Here is a 17,075-nt window from a genome sequence, read left to right as displayed (position 1 = left end):
GAAAGAAAGTGAATTAGGAGAATTCAATGAAGTTTTCTTTTAAGAAAGCAGTTGCAGCGGCAGGCTTAGTGACCGCGGTGACAATCGGTCTTGCCGGCTGTGCGGGGGGGGGTAGCGCCAGCAGCCAAGCGGGCAAAACTCTTGTTGTTGACGCCTCGTTTGACCTGAAAACTGCAGACCCAAACCGTTCCTACGAGACCACCGGGCAGATCATTGCGAAAGCAATGTATGAGACACTGCTCACTTTCAAGGGTTCAGACGTCACCACTCCGGTAGACGGGCTTGCAAGCTATGAGATGAACGCCGACAACACCGTGATGACGCTGACCATGAAAGACGGTCATGTTTTCTCTGACGGTAGCCCGGTCACGGTTGATGATGCCGTATTCTCACTGACCCGACTGCAGGGTATTAAAGGCAACCCATCGTTCTTGCTTGATGGGCTCACCATCGAAAAAGTAGATGACAAGACTCTAACTATAACCAGTCCCGAACCGCGACCAGAACTCCCATTTATTTTGCCAAATGGTGCGCTCTCTGTTGTTAATCAGGAGACGGTTGAGGCGCATGGCGGCACCAACACAGAAGCTGATAGCGCAGAAAGCTTCCTCAACAGTGAATCTGCTGGGTCTGGCCCATATGTGCTTGACTCATTCGACGCTGCAAAGCAGGTCGTGTTAACCGCAAACGAAAACTATACGGGCACAAAACCGAAATACGAGCGTATCGTGCTGCGCAACGTTGAAGGCCCAACACAGAAATTAAATGTGGAAAAGGGTGAATCACAGCTGGCTCTTGATCTAAACCCAGATCAGGTAGCTGAGTTAGCTGGTGCCAACGTTAACATCACCAGCAACGCATCGCGCTATATGATTTTCTTCTTCCTGAACCAGAATAAAAACGTCAACGCATGGACCAGCAACCCCGACTTCGTGCAGGCGGTTAAGCTCGGCGTCGATTATGACAAAATTGTCGCGCTCGCAGGTGAGGGTGCTGTGCGCCCAGGCGGGCCGATCCCATCCCTGTTTGTTGGTGCGCTCGACGCAGCCGCTGGCAACCAGCGTGATATAGCCGCAGCAAAGGCAGCGCTCGCAGCTTCAGGCTACAACGGAGAAGCAGTGACGCTGAACTTCCCGAACGATATTACGGTGCAGGGGCTTTCTTTCACCAGTATTGCTGAAAGCCTGCAAGCACAGCTGGCTGAAATCGGAATTAATATTCAGCTTGCGCCAGCCCCGGTAGCAACCGAGCTTGATGCATACCGCAACGGCCAAGAAACAATTGGTCTGTGGTACTGGGGTCCTGACTTCCCGCACCCATCAAACTACCTCGTGTTCTCGCCCGGTCAGCTGGTAGGTTTGCGTGCCGGTTGGGAGAGCGAAGCTGATCCAAAGATGGTCGCACTCGCTAACGCAGCCAAAACCGCAGGCGAATCTGAGGTGGAGTCTGCATACAAAGAATGGCAGGAATACCAGAATGAGGCTGGACCGTTCATTCCACTGCTGCAGCCTGGGCAGAGCATCGTGACGAGCAAGAGCATCAGCAGTGTAGTTGCAAATCCGATTTGGACTGTAGACCTTGCGCTCATCGACTAATACCGTTGCGATCGAAACCTTAGAGCGCACACCGCAAACGCGTCGCCGGGGTATCCCGCCGCTGCTGCGCTACATCGGTGTGCGCTTGGGGGTCTCAATCCTCCTAGTGCTCGGGGTGACGCTTGTTACCTTCACCCTCACCAACCTGGTGCCTTCCGATCCAGTGCAGGCAGCGCTTGGGGAGCAGGCAGCTGCTAATCCAGAAATTGTCGCGAAGTTTCGTGCGGAGCAGGGGCTCGATAAGCCACTGCCGGTGCAGTACATCACCTATGTGACCAACCTCGTGCAGGGCAATTTAGGCACTTCAACACAAACCCGGCAGCCCGTGGCAGAGGAACTCGCAAGAGCATTTCCAGCTACTATCGAGCTGGCGCTTGCAGCGATTGTCGGATCGGCTCTGCTTGGAGTAGGTCTGGGCCTGTGGGCGGCTTTGAAGCGTCGCAAATTTACCGATCAGGTAATTCGCGTTATCAGTTTGATCGGACTGTCTTGGCCGACTTTCTGGCTCGCGCTCGTGGTTTACTACGTGTTCTTCTTCCTGCTCGGTATTTTTCCGGGATCGGGGCGGCTCGATCCAGTTTTGATTCCGCCCCCGCACGTCACTGGGATGTACACTATCGACGCTCTGCTAGCAGGACAGTTCGATGTTTTCTCAGACGCCCTCTATCACTTAGTGCTGCCAGCTTCCGTGCTCGCGCTCTACACAATCGGGCTTCTGACCAGGTTTGCGCGCTCTGCGGTGCTCGAGGTGCTTGATCTTGATTTCGTTAAAGCTGCAAGGGCTAAAGGGCTGTCGAAGCGAACAGTGACATTCGGCTATGTGTTGCGCGCGGCCACCGTGCCAATTATCACCGTGCTCGGTCTTGCTTTCGGATCCCTCCTATCTGGCACAGTGCTGGTGGAGCAGGTGTACAGCTGGAACGGGATCGGCCAGTACTCATTTGCGGCGGCGACCAAACTTGATCTGCCCGCAATTATGGGGGTCGGTTTGATCGTTGGCATTGTTTATATCGGTCTGAACTTCGTGGTTGATGTGCTTTACGGCTTGATTGACCCGCGCGTTCGCGTGCAGTAGGAGACAAACATGACAGACATACTTACTGCAACCGCTGGGCGCAGAAAGCGACTGCCAATTCCAGAAGCGTTCAGGCAACCGCTTGCGATCACCGGCGGTATTGTGCTCGCACTGTGGCTGATAGTAATTATTTTTGCGCCGTTAATAGCGCCAGCAGATCCACTATCCCAGGCGTTTGACCGGTTGCAGCCGCCAAGCGCTGAGCATCTTTTCGGTACGGATCAAGTTGGGCGTGACGTGTTTAGTCGCGTAGTTTACGGCAGTCGTATCTCGCTCCCATTGGCGCTGGGGCTCGTGCTGACAGCGATGTGCGTTGGGGGCCTACTTGGAGCGATTGCCGGCTATTTTGGCAAGCTCGTGGATGAAATCATTATGCGTATCGCCGACCTAGTGTTTGCGTTCCCCACGATCATTCTCGCAATGGTTATTACAGCCGCGCTCGGCCCCAGCCTGACAAATGCTGTGATAGCGATGCTCATTGTGACCTGGCCTGCCTATGCACGCGTGACGCGGTCGCTGGTGATCACCGCTCGCAAACAGGAGTACGTAGTCGCCGGTAGGCTGCTCGGCGCAGGCCCTTTTACCTCGCTGCGCCGCGATGTGCTCCCAAACGTGCTCGCGCCAGTGTTTGTGTTGGCGATGCTCGACTTCGGCACGGCTATCCTCTTGCTGGCGGGGCTGTCCTTCCTCGGCCTCGGTGCTGTGCCGCCTGCCCCTGACTGGGGTGCGATGGTCGCTGCCGGTGTTGAGCAGTTTTCTGCCTGGTGGCTGGCTGCCTTCCCCGGCTTAGCGATATTCACAGTTGTGATGGCATTCAACTTTATCGGCGATTCACTTCGTGATTCTTTGGATCCGCGCACTAAGGGAGCGGTGCAGGGGAGGGCTGTATAAATGAGCGCAGAAGGACTACAAATTACAGGCCTTGAGCTGGAGATTAACGGCAAAGAGATTATTCAGGGTATCGATATCTCACTGCAGCCCGGAAAAATTACCGGACTTGCTGGCGAATCTGGCTCGGGTAAGTCGATGACCGGCTTGGCAATCTTGGGCTTATTACCGGAAGGATCGAGAACTAAAGGGCAGATTCAGTTTGCCGGCAAGAATCTCTTAAAAAACAGCGAAAAAGAGCAAAATAAACTGCGCGGCAATAAGATTGCCATGGTTTTCCAGGATCCGACCGCTAGCCTGCATCCGATGTTGACAATCGGCCGGCAGCTGACGGATCATCTGCGGGCACACACCGGGATTGGGAAAAAAGCAGCTCTCGAAAAAGCGGTAGAAACACTGCGGCTTGTGCAGGTCCCCGATCCAAAAACAGCGATAAAGAAGTATCCGCATCAGTTCTCTGGCGGGCAGCTGCAGCGCGTTGCTATCGCGATCGCGATTATATGTGAGCCTGAAATTTTGATCGCTGACGAGCCAACAACCGCGCTTGATGTGACTGTGCAGGCAGGCGTGCTGCGTCTGTTAAAACAGCTTGCGGAAAAACTTTCGCTTGCGGTTTTGCTTGTCACACACGATCTCGGGGTGATGAGCAGCCTCGCAGAAACTATTTACGTTATGCGGCAGGGGCAGATCGTGGAGAGCGGCCCGCGCTATGAGGTGCTGCGTCGGCCGCAGCACGCCTATACTCGCGCTCTGGTTGAAGCGCTCCCGAATCATGAACCATTCCTTGCAGGTGCTGTAGCCGCAACCGCAACAGAGGTTATTACCGTTAAGCAGCTGAGCGCAGGTGAGAGAGGGAACTAATATGAGCACACAGTTTCTGTCTGTCGATGACGTTCGTGTCACATATAAGCTGCCGGGTGGGGGCACGCTTGAGGCGGTGCGCGGGGTTAGCCTGAACGTCGATAAATCTTCGGTGGTTGGGCTGGTTGGCGAATCCGGTTGTGGGAAATCCACGCTTGCGCGCGCTATCTCCGGTTTAGAACCGATTACCGCCGGGGCGATCATCTTCAAAGGGAAAGAGATTAAGCCGCTCGGGATGCGGCGTCGTGATCCGGAACTGCTGCGCATCCAGATGGTGTTTCAAAACCCTTATGCTTCGCTAAACCCGCGGCGCACGATTGGTAGCCAGATTGCTGACGGACTGCGCATTAACCCGCATAAAGACAGCTGGTCTGTTGCTGGGTTGTTAGAAGAAGTGGAGCTGCCAGCCAGTGTGCAGTCGCGCTACCCGCATCAATTTTCGGGCGGGCAGCGCCAGCGTATCGCAATTGCGCGAGCTATTGCCTCTGGGCCAGAACTGTTAATCGGTGACGAACCCATCGCGTCGCTCGATGCGAGTCTGCAGGCAAAAGTTGCGACACTAATGCGAAATCTTGCGCTGCAGAGCGGGGCATCGCTGTTGTTTATCAGTCACGATCTCGCGGTGGTGCGGATCATCGCAGACCAGGTCGCGGTGATGCAACGGGGCCAGCTTGTAGAAACTGGCACCGCGCAGCAGGTGTGGGATAATCCCCGCCAGGATTACACGAAAAAGCTGTTAGCTTCGATTCCGGCGGTCGACGGGCTCGGCACACTGCCCGGCACTAGCGAAGCAATTTTGGCAGATTAAAGCATTAGAAACGAGTGGAAATGTATCGTTCAATACTGACTATTAAAACGACTCCGGAACAGGCAGAGAAGTTACTGCAGCTGTATCGTGATGAAGAGGTTTTGCGTGAGTCGCTCAACCTCACACGCCAGGTGAGCAGTGATATTGCTGTTGCAGCTGATGGCAGCGGCGAGATACTAGTAACTGCGAATTGGCCGGATGAGCGCGGCTACCAGGAGTGGCTTGACCACCCAAAGCGCGACCGCCTAGCACCAGAGTTTGACGAGATCCTTGGCTCTGAAGTGGAGGTTGGTGCGGGGCGTCAGTACATTGTTGATCACGCTGTGACCCGCGACTAGACGGCACGTGGTGCTAGATTCGAGAGCTTCTGACGGTTAGATTGTCTCTGTTTGAAGCGCCGCAGCCTCAGTTTCTAGCACCTGCCGAAAAGCTTTAAGGGCGGCGTTCTTCCGGCTAGATTTTCGCGCGGCGGTAAAGATCGTGCGACGCGGAGACCCCGGCAGGTCGAGCAGCTTGATATCGTTTGCTTTAGAATACGGCGACCCAAAGTGCACAAGGCTTGGAAGCAGGGCAACCGCATTTCCGGTAGCGACGAGGCGCACATGCGCCTGCAGATCTGCTGTTTCAAATCTGACATCCGGCTCAAATCCTGCTAGTCGACATGCCTGCTCTGCAAAATGTCTGGTGGCTGTGCCCTTCGGCTCCATTACCCAGGGCAGGTGTTGTGTGTCGCTGAGCGTTTTTACGCTCTGAAACTCGGGGCTGCTATCGGGGGTGCGCGGCAGTGCGAGTTGAATTTTATCGCGCGTTAGAGGTTTGCTTTCAAGCCCTGCAAACTGTTCGGTGGCGTGCTCAGGGTACTGCTCAGCGATCACCAGATCAAAATTGCGCAACCAGGTTTCGCGCAGCGCGAGCTCCGGCTCATACTGAATGAGCTCAATGTGCACACCTGGGTGGTTGCGCCTGATTCTTTGAATAGCTTGCGGTAGGAGCGCTAGCATGGCGGTCTGAAATGCGGCTACGCGCAGTTTCCCTGTCACCTGTGGTTGTTTTTGTTGCACGGCGTCAGCTGCTTGCTCTACGGCGCGCAACACATTTTCAGTTTCTGCAACCAGCACCTGTGCTGCGGGGGTGAGTTCTAAAACCCGACCACTGCGCCTCAGCAGTGTCACCCCGACCTCACGCTCGAGTAGCGCAAGCTGCTGTGAAACCGCTGACGAACTTTGGTGCAGCGCGTCTGCAACGGCGATCACAGTGCCGCGGCGATCCAACTCCCAAAGCAGTCGAAGACGTTTCACATCGAGCATAGAGGGTTTCCTTTGAACGGTTTTGGGGCTGTGGCGGCGCCCAAACAAGCCGCGCCGGTACTAAAAAATTAGTTAAGTAAAATTAAATAATAATCATAAGATTATCTCATTTTACTTATTGACAAAGAACATGCATTATTGCCATATCGGTGCGTTTTTTATGCGCGCAACAAAAATCGTGAAAGGCAAACGTTATGACCGCAAAAGCTGGCAGCAACACTCGCCCGCAGGACCTCGCTGACGACGCAATCGCGCTCGTTAAACGGTGGCTTAAAGAAGCATCACAGTATCCCGCAGATAAATCTGCTGAACGCCTCGCTGGTGTTTTGCGCGACCCAAACGGCCTAGACTTCACAGTTGGATTCGTTGACGGCGTGGTGCGCCCGGAAGATCTTGGTGCGGCCGCAAAGAAACTCAAAGAACTAACCCCGCTGACACCACAGTTCTTACCGGGATACATGCGCGGCGCGATCGGTTTGGGAGGGTTGCTTGCCAAACCATTAAAGGGCGTGGTTGTGCCAACAGCACGCAAAGTGCTGCGCGAAATGGTGAGCCACCTCATCATCGATGCCTCAGATAATAAGCTCGGCCCGGCAATCGCAAAAATTAAAAAAGACGATGTGCGTCTGAACATCAACCTGCTCGGTGAAGCTATCCTCGGTGAGCACGAGGCATCGCGTCGTCTTGCGGGCACTGAAAAGCTGCTGTCTCGCGATGACGTTGACTATGTGTCAATTAAGGTTTCGGCAACCGTAGCCCCGCACAACCATTGGGCTTTTGATGAGGCGGTCGCCCACATCACCGAAAAACTCACGCCGCTTTTCAAACTGGCAAACGACAGCACTCCGAAGAAGTTTATAAACCTCGATATGGAGGAATACAAAGATCTCGATCTTACGATCGCGGTGTTTAAGAAGCTGTTAGAAAAGCCAGAATTCCATAACCTCTCAGCCGGTATCGTGCTGCAGGCGTATCTGCCGGATGCGCTCGGCGCAATGATGAACCTGCAGGAATGGGCCGCGCAGCGTGTTGCCGACGGCGGTGCACCAATTAAGGTGCGTATCGTAAAGGGCGCAAACCTGCCAATGGAGCAGGTAGACGCGGCAATTCACGGCTGGTCTCTAGCAACCTGGCACAGCAAGCAGGCTTCTGACACCAGCTATAAGGCGGTTATCGATTACGCACTGCACCCAGAGCGCGTAAAAAACATTCGGATCGGCGTTGCCGGCCACAACCTCTTCGACGTGGCACTGGCCTGGCTGCTGGCAAAAGCCAGGGGAGCACAAGACGGTATCGAGTTTGAGATGCTGCTCGGCATGGCAACCGGACAGGCTGAGGCAGTGAAGCGAGAAGTAGGATCCTTGCTGCTTTACACCCCAGTTGTGCACCCGCAAGAGTTCGATGTGGCGATCGCTTACCTCATCCGTCGTCTCGAAGAAAGCGCAAGCCAAGACAACTTTATGTCGGCCGTGTTTGAGCTTAACGACAACAAAAAACTTTTTGAGCGTGAAAAGAATCGCTTCCTCGCTAGCCTGGCAGATCTAGCAGCTATCACCGCTGACGGTGCTGCAGAAAATTACGCAGTGCCGCCTGCAAACCGGCAGCAGGATCGCAGTAAATATGATCCGGAAAAGGCAGCTGACCGCGTTGCAGAGCGTGTTGCAGCGGGAGCGCGCGGTGAATTTGAGAACGTTCCAGACACCGACCCAGATCTGCCGGGAAACCGCGCGTGGGGGCGGGCAATCGCTGAGCGCATGGTCGAGTCACAGCTTGGTGCCGACCTGGTGCGCGATGCGCAGGTTGCAAGCGCTGACAAACTCGAAGAAATCATTGCAACCGGTGTTAGCGCCGCAGACGCTTGGCAGGCGCTGGGCGCTGATGAGCGCGCCCGCATTCTGATGCTTGCCGGTGAAAAGCTAGAGCAGCGCCGTGCAGAACTGCTTGAAGTGATGGGTTCAGAGTGTGGCAAGACCCTCGATCAGGGCGATCCGGAAGTGTCAGAGGCGATTGACTTTGCCAACTACTACGCAATGCTCGGCCAGCAGCTTGAGCAGGTGTCGGGAGCGAAGTATCAGCCAAAGAAGCTGATCGCTGTCATCCCGCCATGGAACTTCCCGGTGGCAATCCCCGCAGGCGGCGTGTTTGCTGCTTTGGCCTCAGGGGCAGCGGTGATTATCAAACCAGCAACCAACACCGCACGCTCGGGCGCAATGATGATTGAAGCCCTGTGGGAGGCCGGTGTGCCACGAGAGGTGCTGCAGTTCGTACAGTTTGCTGATCGCGATCTGGCGTCACAGCTGGTTGCCGATCCGCGAGTTGATCGTCTGATCCTCACCGGCGCATACGAAACCGCTGTAGCCTTCCGCGAACTGCGTCAGGATCTGCCAATTTTGGCAGAAACCAGTGGCAAGAATGCCATTATTGTGACCCCTAACGCAGACCTTGATCTGGCAGCGCGAGATGTTGCCCAGTCAGCGTTTGGTCACGCGGGTCAGAAGTGCTCAGCAGCTTCGCTGGTGATTCTTGTTGGTTCCGTTGCCACCTCAAAACGCTTCCGCGCACAGCTGCTCGATGCGGTGCGTTCAATTAGCGTGGGAACACCGGAAGATTTGCGCACCCAAATGAGCACTGTGGTCACCGCTCCGAGCGGCAAACTGCTGCGGGGGCTCACAACACTCGGCTCTGGCGAGCGATGGTTGATTAAACCAGAACCGATTGACAACGGCAGCCCGCTGGCCCGCGATAAGAACGGTGACATAAAACTGTGGAGCCCCGGTGTGCGCGACGGCGTAAAGCGCGGCAGTGAATACCACATGACCGAATACTTCGGTCCGATCCTGGGCATCATGACCGCTGCAACCCTCGCAGAAGCAATCGAGATCGTGAATGAGATCGACTACGGTCTGACCAGCGGCCTGCACTCACTTGACGCTGATGAGCTACGCCAGTGGGTCGACGGTATCGAGGCCGGCAACCTCTACGTCAACCGCGGCATCACCGGTGCTATTGTGCGTCGTCAGAGTTTTGGCGGTTGGAAGAAGAGCGCCATCGGAGCAGGCACCAAGGCTGGCGGGCCGAACTACCTGCACGGGCTTGGAGATTGGGCCGACGCGCCAATTACAGCCGCACAGCTTTCGGATCCGCGCCCAGAGGTGACCGGGCTATACGCAGCCGCGCAGCAGGCCGGCCTGTCAGAGTCTGATCTAGCGTGGTTGGCCGGAGCTTTCGCCTCTGATACTGATGCTTGGAACGAAGAGTTCGGTATCGCGCGAGACGCTTCACAGCTGATCGTGGAGCGGAACATGCTGCGCTACCTGCCGGTTACAACACACGTTAGGATCGCTGCCGACGCGCAACTTCGCGACGCTATTCGTGTGCTCGGTGCGGCATTGGCTGCCGGCGCAAAGCCTGTTGTGAGCACACCAACCGCGCTGCCTGAGCCTGTGCAGGTAGAGCTCAAGCGCGCCGGGGTGACTGTCGATCATCAGGATGAGACCGCGTGGCAGCAGCGCGTTGCCAAGCTTGCAGCAGTTGAGGGGCCTAAGGCAGCAGCCCGTATCCGTATTGTTGCGGGCGCATCACGTGCTGCGCAGGTAGCAGAGGTGTATGCTGCGGCAAACGGCAAGCCGGATATTGCGGTCTACGGCGGAGAAGTTGTTTCTGCTGGGCGGGTTGAAATGCTCCCGCACCTCCGTGAGCAGGCAGTGTCGATCACCGCACACCGTTTCGGTAATCTCACCAACTTCGCAAAGTTTGCGCTGTAAATAAAAGCAAACTGGCGTGTGCCGCGGGTGGGTCTCACAAGGATCTGCCCGCGGCACGTTTTTTAAACGGTTACTCTGCTTCAGAAAAATCTAATTTCGGCACAGGCTTTTTAAACCCGCGCGTCACGTAAGCGATAATCGCAAGACCGATCAGCACCCAAACGCCGCCGATTATCCAGGTAGTTGTTTCAAGCGCAGACCACAGCCAAATTGTGAGCGCGAAACCTATCAGCGGGCAAACGAGATAGCGCAAGATCTGCGTGACGCGAATCTTTTCGGCTCTGCCTCCTGACGGGAACACGTAGGTGCGAATCACCGCCAGATTCACCACCGCGAACGCGGTGAGAGCGCCAAAGCTGATCATAAACGCAACCGCGTCGAGGCTTGCAAAAAGACTTGAGAGAGCGAAGACTGACACAACAGCGGTGGCAATGTATGGTGTGCCGAAACGTTTGTTGAGTTTTGCTAGCGGGCTAGGCAGCATCCCATCACGGCCCATGGCGTAAAGGATTCTTGACACTGAAACCTGCGCGGTTAGGCCGGAGCCGAAACAGCCAACAACATAGATTGCAACAAAGAAAGTTGCGAGCACCTCGCCGCCGATGTGGGTCACAACCGTCACACCAGCAGCTTCAATTTCGGCTTTGCTGAGAGCCGACCAGTCAGGGCTGTAAGCCAGAGCTCCCGACCAAGAAACCAGAATAAACAGCAGACCACCAACCAAGGTTGCGAGAATAATCGCGCGCGGAATATCACGACGCGGGTTTTTTGCTTCTTCCGAAAGAGTTGAAATCGCGTCAAACCCTAGGAATGAGAGTGCAAGAATTGCCGCGCCGGAGGCAATGCTGCCGATCCCTCCCTCACCAAAGCTGAAAGGTTCAAGCACCCCAACAGACATATCGCCGCCGAGCGCACTCTTTAGCGCGAGCGCGAAAAATACAACAACCAACAGCACCGAGAGAGCGACAACAGTGTAGTTGGCGCCGTTGACCAGTTTGATCCCGAGCACATTAAAAGCGAACACAATCAGCAGCGCTGCGAGCGTGAAAACCCAAACAGGGACTGCCGGAAACTGTGTGTTTAAGTAGATGCCGATGAGCATAAAATTGATCATCGGAATAAACAGGTAGTCAAGCAGCATGACCCAGCCGGTGATAAACCCGACCCCGCCGCCGAATGTCTGTTGGGCATAGGTGTATGCCGACCCCGCAACAGGATACTTGCGTACCATAGCGGCGTAGCTTGCTGCGGTAAAAAGCATTGCAACAACCGCCATAATGTAGGCGGCCGGCAGATGCCCGTGGGTGACCTTGTTAACAATGCCGTAGGTTGTAAAAACGGTGACCACCGTCATATAGGTGATCCCGAAAAAAGTTAAACCGGTCAGTCCCAGTGCCCGACGCAGTTTCGGCTGCCCTGTTGCAGCAGACTCTGACAATTTATCCTCCTCGATTTGTGACGTAACTTCTTTTGAAACAGTCTTAGACTCGGGAGGGCTTGCAGACGATTAAACAATCCGGCTGCTGCAGTCTGCAACGGTGCAGGGTTAAACCTACAAAGGATAAGATTAACTGAAATCTGATCGGAGGCTTAGATGACACATCTCACACTCGACACTGCAGCAACTCAGTGGGCTGTCGACGGTAAGCTCGCTTCCGCACCGCACGCACTGACAGCACTCGCCGGCGGGAGCTCGCTATTAGTGTTGATGCACGGGCTTGGATCACACGAAAAAGACCTTATTCAGCTGGCCTCTTTTCTGCCAAAAGAGCTGGTAATAGCGAGTTTGCGCGCACCGTTAAAAGCGGCTGAGGTTGATGCAACTCTTGGTGGCTGGTCGTGGTTTCCGCTGTCGCTGCAACCGGGCGGGGTTTCCCCCGAACAGGGAGCAGCGGAGGCTGTGCAGGCGGCGCAAGCGGTTATTGACTGGGTGCACCAGCTAAAGGAGCAGGTCGGTGGGATCAGGCAGATTGCGCCGATGGGTTTTTCGCAGGGTGGGGTGATGACCACCACAATGCTTAGGCTTGCGCCGGGAGAGTTTGTGTGCGGTGTTAACTGCTCCGGGTACATTGCGCCGGGTGAGTTTATGGGCGATGCAGCGCTGAAAGATCTGCAGACTCCGCTGTTTTGGGGGCGCGATCTTGTAGACCCTGCAATCGGTCATGCGGCTGTAGAGTTGACCGCCGCATGGGCGCCGCAGCACACAGCTCTTGAAGCGCACACATATAAAGGGATTGGGCACTCTATCGGGCGCACAGAACTTTCCGATATTCACTTATTTTTAACGCGCCATTTCGGCTTTTAAATGGACACAGTTGCGCGCGATCCGCAAGCAGTTTGTAACAAATCTTAATATGGTTGCTCGTTTTAAAATCTCGCCCTAAAGTTTGAAGTTATGAAACCGTTCCTATTAATTACAACCCGTGATGATGACGCGGTTGTTCTTCCTGAGGTGCGGTCGTATCAGAAACTGACCGGTCTTACTGACGCCGAAATGGTGTGGCATCGCGCAGAAGCGCAAAGCCTAGACAGTGTGAACGTGCACGACTACTCCGGCATTATTCTGGCCGGATCGCCGTTTACGGTGAGCGAACCAGACGAAAAAAAGAGCGCGGTAGAGAAGCGAGTGGAGCTTGATTTACAACGGCTGCTGGATCGTGTGCTTGCCGATGATATTCCGTTTTTGGGTGTCTGCTACGGGGTTGGCACGCTCGGCCGACACCAGGGTGCGGTGGTGGATCAAACTCACGGTGAACCAACTCAGGCAGCAGAGATAAGACTGACAGAAGCGGGTTTGCGTGACCGCCTGTTTGCTGAGCTGCCGCCGAGTTTCTATGCGTATGTGGGGCATAAGGAAGCGCTGAGTTCAGTGCCCGACCATGTGGAAGTTTTGGCAACCAGTCAGAGCTGCCCGATTCAAGCGTTTCGGATTGGGCGCAATGTCTATGCGACACAGTTTCATCCGGAAATGGATGCGCCGGCAATCAGTGAGCGTATTCACGCCTACGTCGATCACGGATATTTTGATCCGGCGCGTCTTGACGAGCTGCTTGAGCACGTGAACGAGGCTGATGTGCGCGCGAGCCACTTAGTGCTGGGGCGCTTCATCGAAGAGTATGCAAAATAGCCATTTGCATTTACCATCTTTCTAGCGTAATGTGGGTATTTGCGCTTTGGGTGAGTTGTGCCTTCATATAGTGGTTGGTAATTACACGCAGACATCACAGAGTCTTAAGACCCAAAGCAGTTCACAAAAGACTCAGTAAATTAGCCTGATTAGGCTCACGGAGGTAGGTTCCTTGGCTGCTGCAAACACTGCAACCAACACGCCGAAGAACGGTCGCGACCACAAGCGGCTTTCATTCGCAAAAATTTCTGACACCATCGAAGTTCCGGATCTGCTTGCGTTGCAGACTCAGAGCTTTAAGTGGCTTGTTGGCAACGAAGAAAATCAGGATCAGGGAAGCGGTCTTGAGGAAGTCTTTGACGAGATTTCACCAATCGAAGACAACACCAAACAGATGAAACTGTTTATGCGTCAGCCTTCACTTGGTGACCCAAAGCACAGCATCGACGAGTGTAAAGAACGCGGCAAGACCTATGCCGCACCGCTGTACGTAAAAGCTGAATTCTTTAACAAAGGCACCGGTGAGACCAAGTCTCAAACCGTGTTCATTGGTGACTTCCCGCTGATGACCGACCGCGGCACATTCATTATCAACGGTTCTGAACGTGTCATTGTGTCGCAGCTGGTGCGTTCACCGGGTGTTTACTTTGAGCGCACCCCAGAGAAAAACAGCGATAAAGACGTTTTCTCTGCGCGTGTTATTCCGAGCCGCGGTGCTTGGCTGGAGTTTGAAATTGATAAACGTGACCAGGTTTCTGTGCGCATCGACCGCAAGCGGAAGCAGAGCGCTACTGTATTCCTAAAGGCTCTGGGCTTAAGCAGCGCGAAGATCCGGAAGGCTTTCGCAGGGTACGAGTCAATTCTGAGCACCCTGGAAAAAGACAGCGTTGAGACGCAGGAAGAAGCGCAAAAGGAGCTCTACAGCAAGCAGCGTCCGGGTGAGCAGGTTGCTATGGAAGCAGCGCGCACCCTCATCTCAAGCAGCTACCAGACTCCAAAACGCTACGACCTTGCAAAAGTTGGTCGCTACAAGATCAACCGCAAGCTCGGTCTTGAGCTGCCTATCTCTGAATCAACACTGACAACTGACGACATCGTTGCAACCCTGCAGTACCTCGTGGCGCTGCACGCAGGTGTTGAAACCATTCCGGGCACGCGCGATGGTAAGAAGATCGAGGTGCGCGTTGATGTGGATGATATCGACCACTTCGGCAACCGCCGCATTCGTGGTGTTGGTGAGCTCATCCAAGCACAGCTGCGCACCGGTCTGAGCCGCATGGAGCGTGTTGTGCGTGAGCGCATGACAACGCAAGATGTTGAAGCAATTATTCCTAATACTCTGATCAATACCCGCCCAGTAATGGCGGCGATCAAGGAATTCTTCGGCACCAGCCAGCTGTCACAGTTCATGGATCAGAACAACCCGCTTGCGGGGCTGACCAACAAGCGTCGTCTCTCGGCGCTCGGTCCGGGCGGTCTGTCACGCGACCGTGCGGGTGTTGAGGTGCGAGATGTGCACCCATCACACTACGGCCGCATGTGCCCGATTGAAACCCCTGAAGGCCCAAACATTGGTCTGATTGGTGCGCTTGCAACCTTCGCGCGCATTAACTCATTCGGCTTTATCGAGACCCCGTACCGTCGTGTCAACAACGGCCAGGTAACCGATCAGATCGACTACCTGTCAGCGCACGAAGAAGACGAATTCTTGATTGCGCAGGCGGGTGCGAAGCTTGACGCACAGGGCAATTTTGAAGACGACTTTGTGCTTGCCCGGCCAAAGGGTTCTGAGGTGCAGCTCGTTGATGCAAAGAGCGTTGAATACATGGACGTTTCGCCACGTCAGATGGTTTCTGTTGCGACCTCACTGATTCCGTTCCTTGAGCACGACGACGCAAACCGTGCGCTCATGGGCGCTAACATGCAGCGCCAGGCTGTGCCGCTGTTACGCGCCGAGAGCCCACTCGTTGGCACCGGTATGGAGGGTTACGCTGCCATTGACGCCGGTGACGTAGTTACTGCTGAAGCAGCCGGTGTTGTCTCTGCCGTGTCTGCTGACAAGGTCACACTGCAGCTCGATGAGGGCGGCACGAAGACCTACTACATGCGCAAGTTCGACCGCTCAAACCAGGGCACCAACTACAACCACCACGTCATCGTGCGTGTTGGTGACCGCGTTGAAGCTGGCGAGGTTATCGCTGACGGCCCAGCGACTGAAAACGGTGAACTGGCACTCGGTAAGAACCTGCTCGTGGCGTTTATGCCGTGGGAGGGTCTCAACTATGAGGACGCCATCATTCTGAGCCAAAACCTGGTGAAAGACGACACCCTGTCGTCTATCCACATCGAAGAGTACGATGTGGACGCACGTGACACCAAGCTCGGTAAGGAAGAAATCACCCGCGACCTGCCAAATGCTTCACAGGAAGCATTGAAAGATCTCGACGAGCGAGGCATCATTCGGATCGGTGCTGAGGTGCGTCAGGGTGACATCCTGGTTGGTAAGGTGACCCCGAAGGGTGAGACAGAGCTCAGCGCTGAAGAGCGTCTGCTGCGCGCCATCTTCAATGAGAAGAGTCGCGAGGTGCGCGATACCTCACTCCGTGTCCCACACGGTGTTTCGGGTACGGTTACCGCCGTTAAGGTGTTTGAGCAGTCTGAAGACGGCGATGACGCTCTCGGCTCAGGTGTAAACCAGCGCGTTATCGTATTTATCGCGCAGAAGCGTAAGATCACTGAGGGCGATAAGCTTGCCGGTCGTCACGGTAATAAGGGTGTTATTTCAAAGATTCTCCCTGTTGAAGATATGCCATTCTTGGCAGACGGCACCCCGGTTGACGTGATCCTGAACCCACTGGGTATTCCAGGTCGAATGAACTTCGGGCAGGTGCTTGAAACCCACCTTGGCTGGATCGCGAAGCAGGGCTGGAAGATCGAGGGCACCCCAGAGTGGGCTGCGCAGCTGCCGGCTGACGCGTTTGAAGCAGCGCCTGGCACGAAAGTTGCTACGCCTGTATTCGACGGTGCCTCAGAAGCTGAGATCGCGGGGCTGTTGGATTCAACCCTGCCAAACCGTGACGGCAGCCGCATGATTGATTCAAGCGGTAAAACACAGCTGTTTGACGGACGCTCTGGCGAGCCGTTCCCATACCCAATCTCGGTTGGCTACATGTACATCCTGAAGCTCCACCACCTGGTAGACGACAAGATTCACGCTCGTTCAACAGGCCCTTACTCAATGATTACGCAGCAGCCGCTCGGTGGTAAGGCACAGTTCGGTGGGCAGCGTTTCGGTGAGATGGAAGTTTGGGCGCTTGAGGCGTACGGTGCCGCATACGCGCTGCAGGAGCTTTTGACCGTCAAGTCAGATGACATCCTCGGCCGTGTGAAGGTCTACGAGGCAATCGTGCGTGGCGAGAACATTCCAGAGCCGGGCATCCCAGAGTCCTTCCGCGTTCTGATGAAGGAAATGCAGTCGCTCGGTCTGAATGTTGAGGTGCTCGGTGCTGACGGCGCCGCAGTGGTCCTGAAAGATTCTTCCGATGAGGCAGCACGCACTTCTGAAGAGATCGGGATCAACCTTTCTAGCAGCTTCGAAACTTCTTCTGCTGAAGAAATCTAAGCTCAGCCAACCATACTCAAATAAGATT

Annotated in this window: 12 protein-coding genes; 10 read left to right on the top strand and 2 right to left on the bottom strand. The window is 55.0% G+C overall.

Translation table 11 applies throughout. The features are described 5' to 3' along the window. The first annotated feature begins 26 nt into the window (after positions 1–26). From HCQ99_RS03335 to HCQ99_RS03310, 6 genes are read left to right on the top strand one after another with little or no spacing between them, the layout of a single operon-like run. Positions 27–1,595: an ABC transporter substrate-binding protein gene (locus HCQ99_RS03335; RefSeq protein WP_166985696.1), complete on the top strand. Its 1,569-nt coding sequence runs from the start codon at positions 27–29 to the stop codon at positions 1,593–1,595. Then, positions 1,579–2,670, top strand: a complete 1,092-nt coding sequence (locus HCQ99_RS03330) for an ABC transporter permease (protein WP_243854556.1) — start codon at positions 1,579–1,581, stop codon at positions 2,668–2,670. The genes HCQ99_RS03335 and HCQ99_RS03330 overlap by 17 nt, the downstream gene beginning before the upstream one ends. Positions 2,671–2,679: 9 nt before the next feature. Then, complete coding sequence (locus HCQ99_RS03325) at positions 2,680–3,561, top strand: ABC transporter permease (protein ID WP_166985693.1); 882 nt, start codon at positions 2,680–2,682, stop codon at positions 3,559–3,561. Then, positions 3,562–4,419, top strand: coding sequence for an ABC transporter ATP-binding protein (locus HCQ99_RS03320; RefSeq protein ID WP_166985690.1), 858 nt, complete (start codon positions 3,562–3,564; stop codon positions 4,417–4,419). It begins immediately after the preceding gene. Between the two features lies 1 nt (position 4,420). Next, positions 4,421–5,227 carry an ABC transporter ATP-binding protein gene (locus HCQ99_RS03315; protein WP_166985687.1) on the top strand — a complete coding sequence of 269 codons (807 nt, stop codon included), beginning with the start codon at positions 4,421–4,423 and terminating at the stop codon, positions 5,225–5,227. Between the two features lie 20 nt (positions 5,228–5,247). Further along, positions 5,248–5,565 carry a hypothetical protein gene (locus HCQ99_RS03310; RefSeq protein WP_166985684.1) on the top strand — a complete coding sequence of 106 codons (318 nt, stop codon included), beginning with the start codon at positions 5,248–5,250 and terminating at the stop codon, positions 5,563–5,565. A gap of 36 nt (positions 5,566–5,601) precedes the next feature. Here the strand turns inward: HCQ99_RS03310 and HCQ99_RS03305 are convergent, their stop codons facing one another. Continuing rightward, positions 5,602–6,534, bottom strand: a complete 933-nt coding sequence (locus HCQ99_RS03305; protein WP_166985681.1) for a LysR family transcriptional regulator — start codon at positions 6,532–6,534, stop codon at positions 5,602–5,604. 194 nt (positions 6,535–6,728) lie between these two features. Here HCQ99_RS03305 and HCQ99_RS03300 point away from each other — a divergent pair, with 194 nt between their 5' ends. Further along, positions 6,729–10,298, top strand: a complete 3,570-nt coding sequence (locus tag HCQ99_RS03300; protein WP_166985678.1) for a proline dehydrogenase family protein — start codon at positions 6,729–6,731, stop codon at positions 10,296–10,298. A gap of 70 nt (positions 10,299–10,368) precedes the next feature. Here the strand turns inward: HCQ99_RS03300 and HCQ99_RS03295 are convergent, their stop codons facing one another. Then, complete coding sequence (locus HCQ99_RS03295) at positions 10,369–11,736, bottom strand: APC family permease (RefSeq protein WP_166985675.1); 1,368 nt, start codon at positions 11,734–11,736, stop codon at positions 10,369–10,371. A 156-nt stretch (positions 11,737–11,892) separates the two neighbouring features. Between HCQ99_RS03295 and HCQ99_RS03290 the strand changes: the two genes are divergently transcribed. The 3 genes from HCQ99_RS03290 to rpoB all read left to right on the top strand — a co-directional run bounded on the left by HCQ99_RS03290 (position 11,893) and on the right by rpoB (position 17,047). Beyond that, positions 11,893–12,603, top strand: a complete 711-nt coding sequence (locus HCQ99_RS03290; protein ID WP_166985672.1) for an alpha/beta hydrolase — start codon at positions 11,893–11,895, stop codon at positions 12,601–12,603. A gap of 90 nt (positions 12,604–12,693) precedes the next feature. After that, the gene (locus tag HCQ99_RS03285; protein WP_166985669.1) at positions 12,694–13,425 is read left to right on the top strand and encodes a glutamine amidotransferase; all 732 of its coding nucleotides are present in this window, start codon (positions 12,694–12,696) and stop codon (positions 13,423–13,425) included. A 172-nt stretch (positions 13,426–13,597) separates the two neighbouring features. Further along, positions 13,598–17,047 carry a DNA-directed RNA polymerase subunit beta gene (rpoB, locus tag HCQ99_RS03280; RefSeq protein ID WP_166985666.1) on the top strand — a complete coding sequence of 1,150 codons (3,450 nt, stop codon included), beginning with the start codon at positions 13,598–13,600 and terminating at the stop codon, positions 17,045–17,047. The last annotated feature ends 28 nt before the right edge of the window (positions 17,048–17,075 follow it).

This window comes from Canibacter zhoujuaniae, assembly GCF_011752015.1.
In the GTDB taxonomy this organism is placed as follows: domain Bacteria; phylum Actinomycetota; class Actinomycetes; order Actinomycetales; family Microbacteriaceae; genus Canibacter; species Canibacter zhoujuaniae.
Note: the sequence above shows the minus strand (reverse complement) of the source record. Positions and strands in the feature narration are given on the sequence as shown.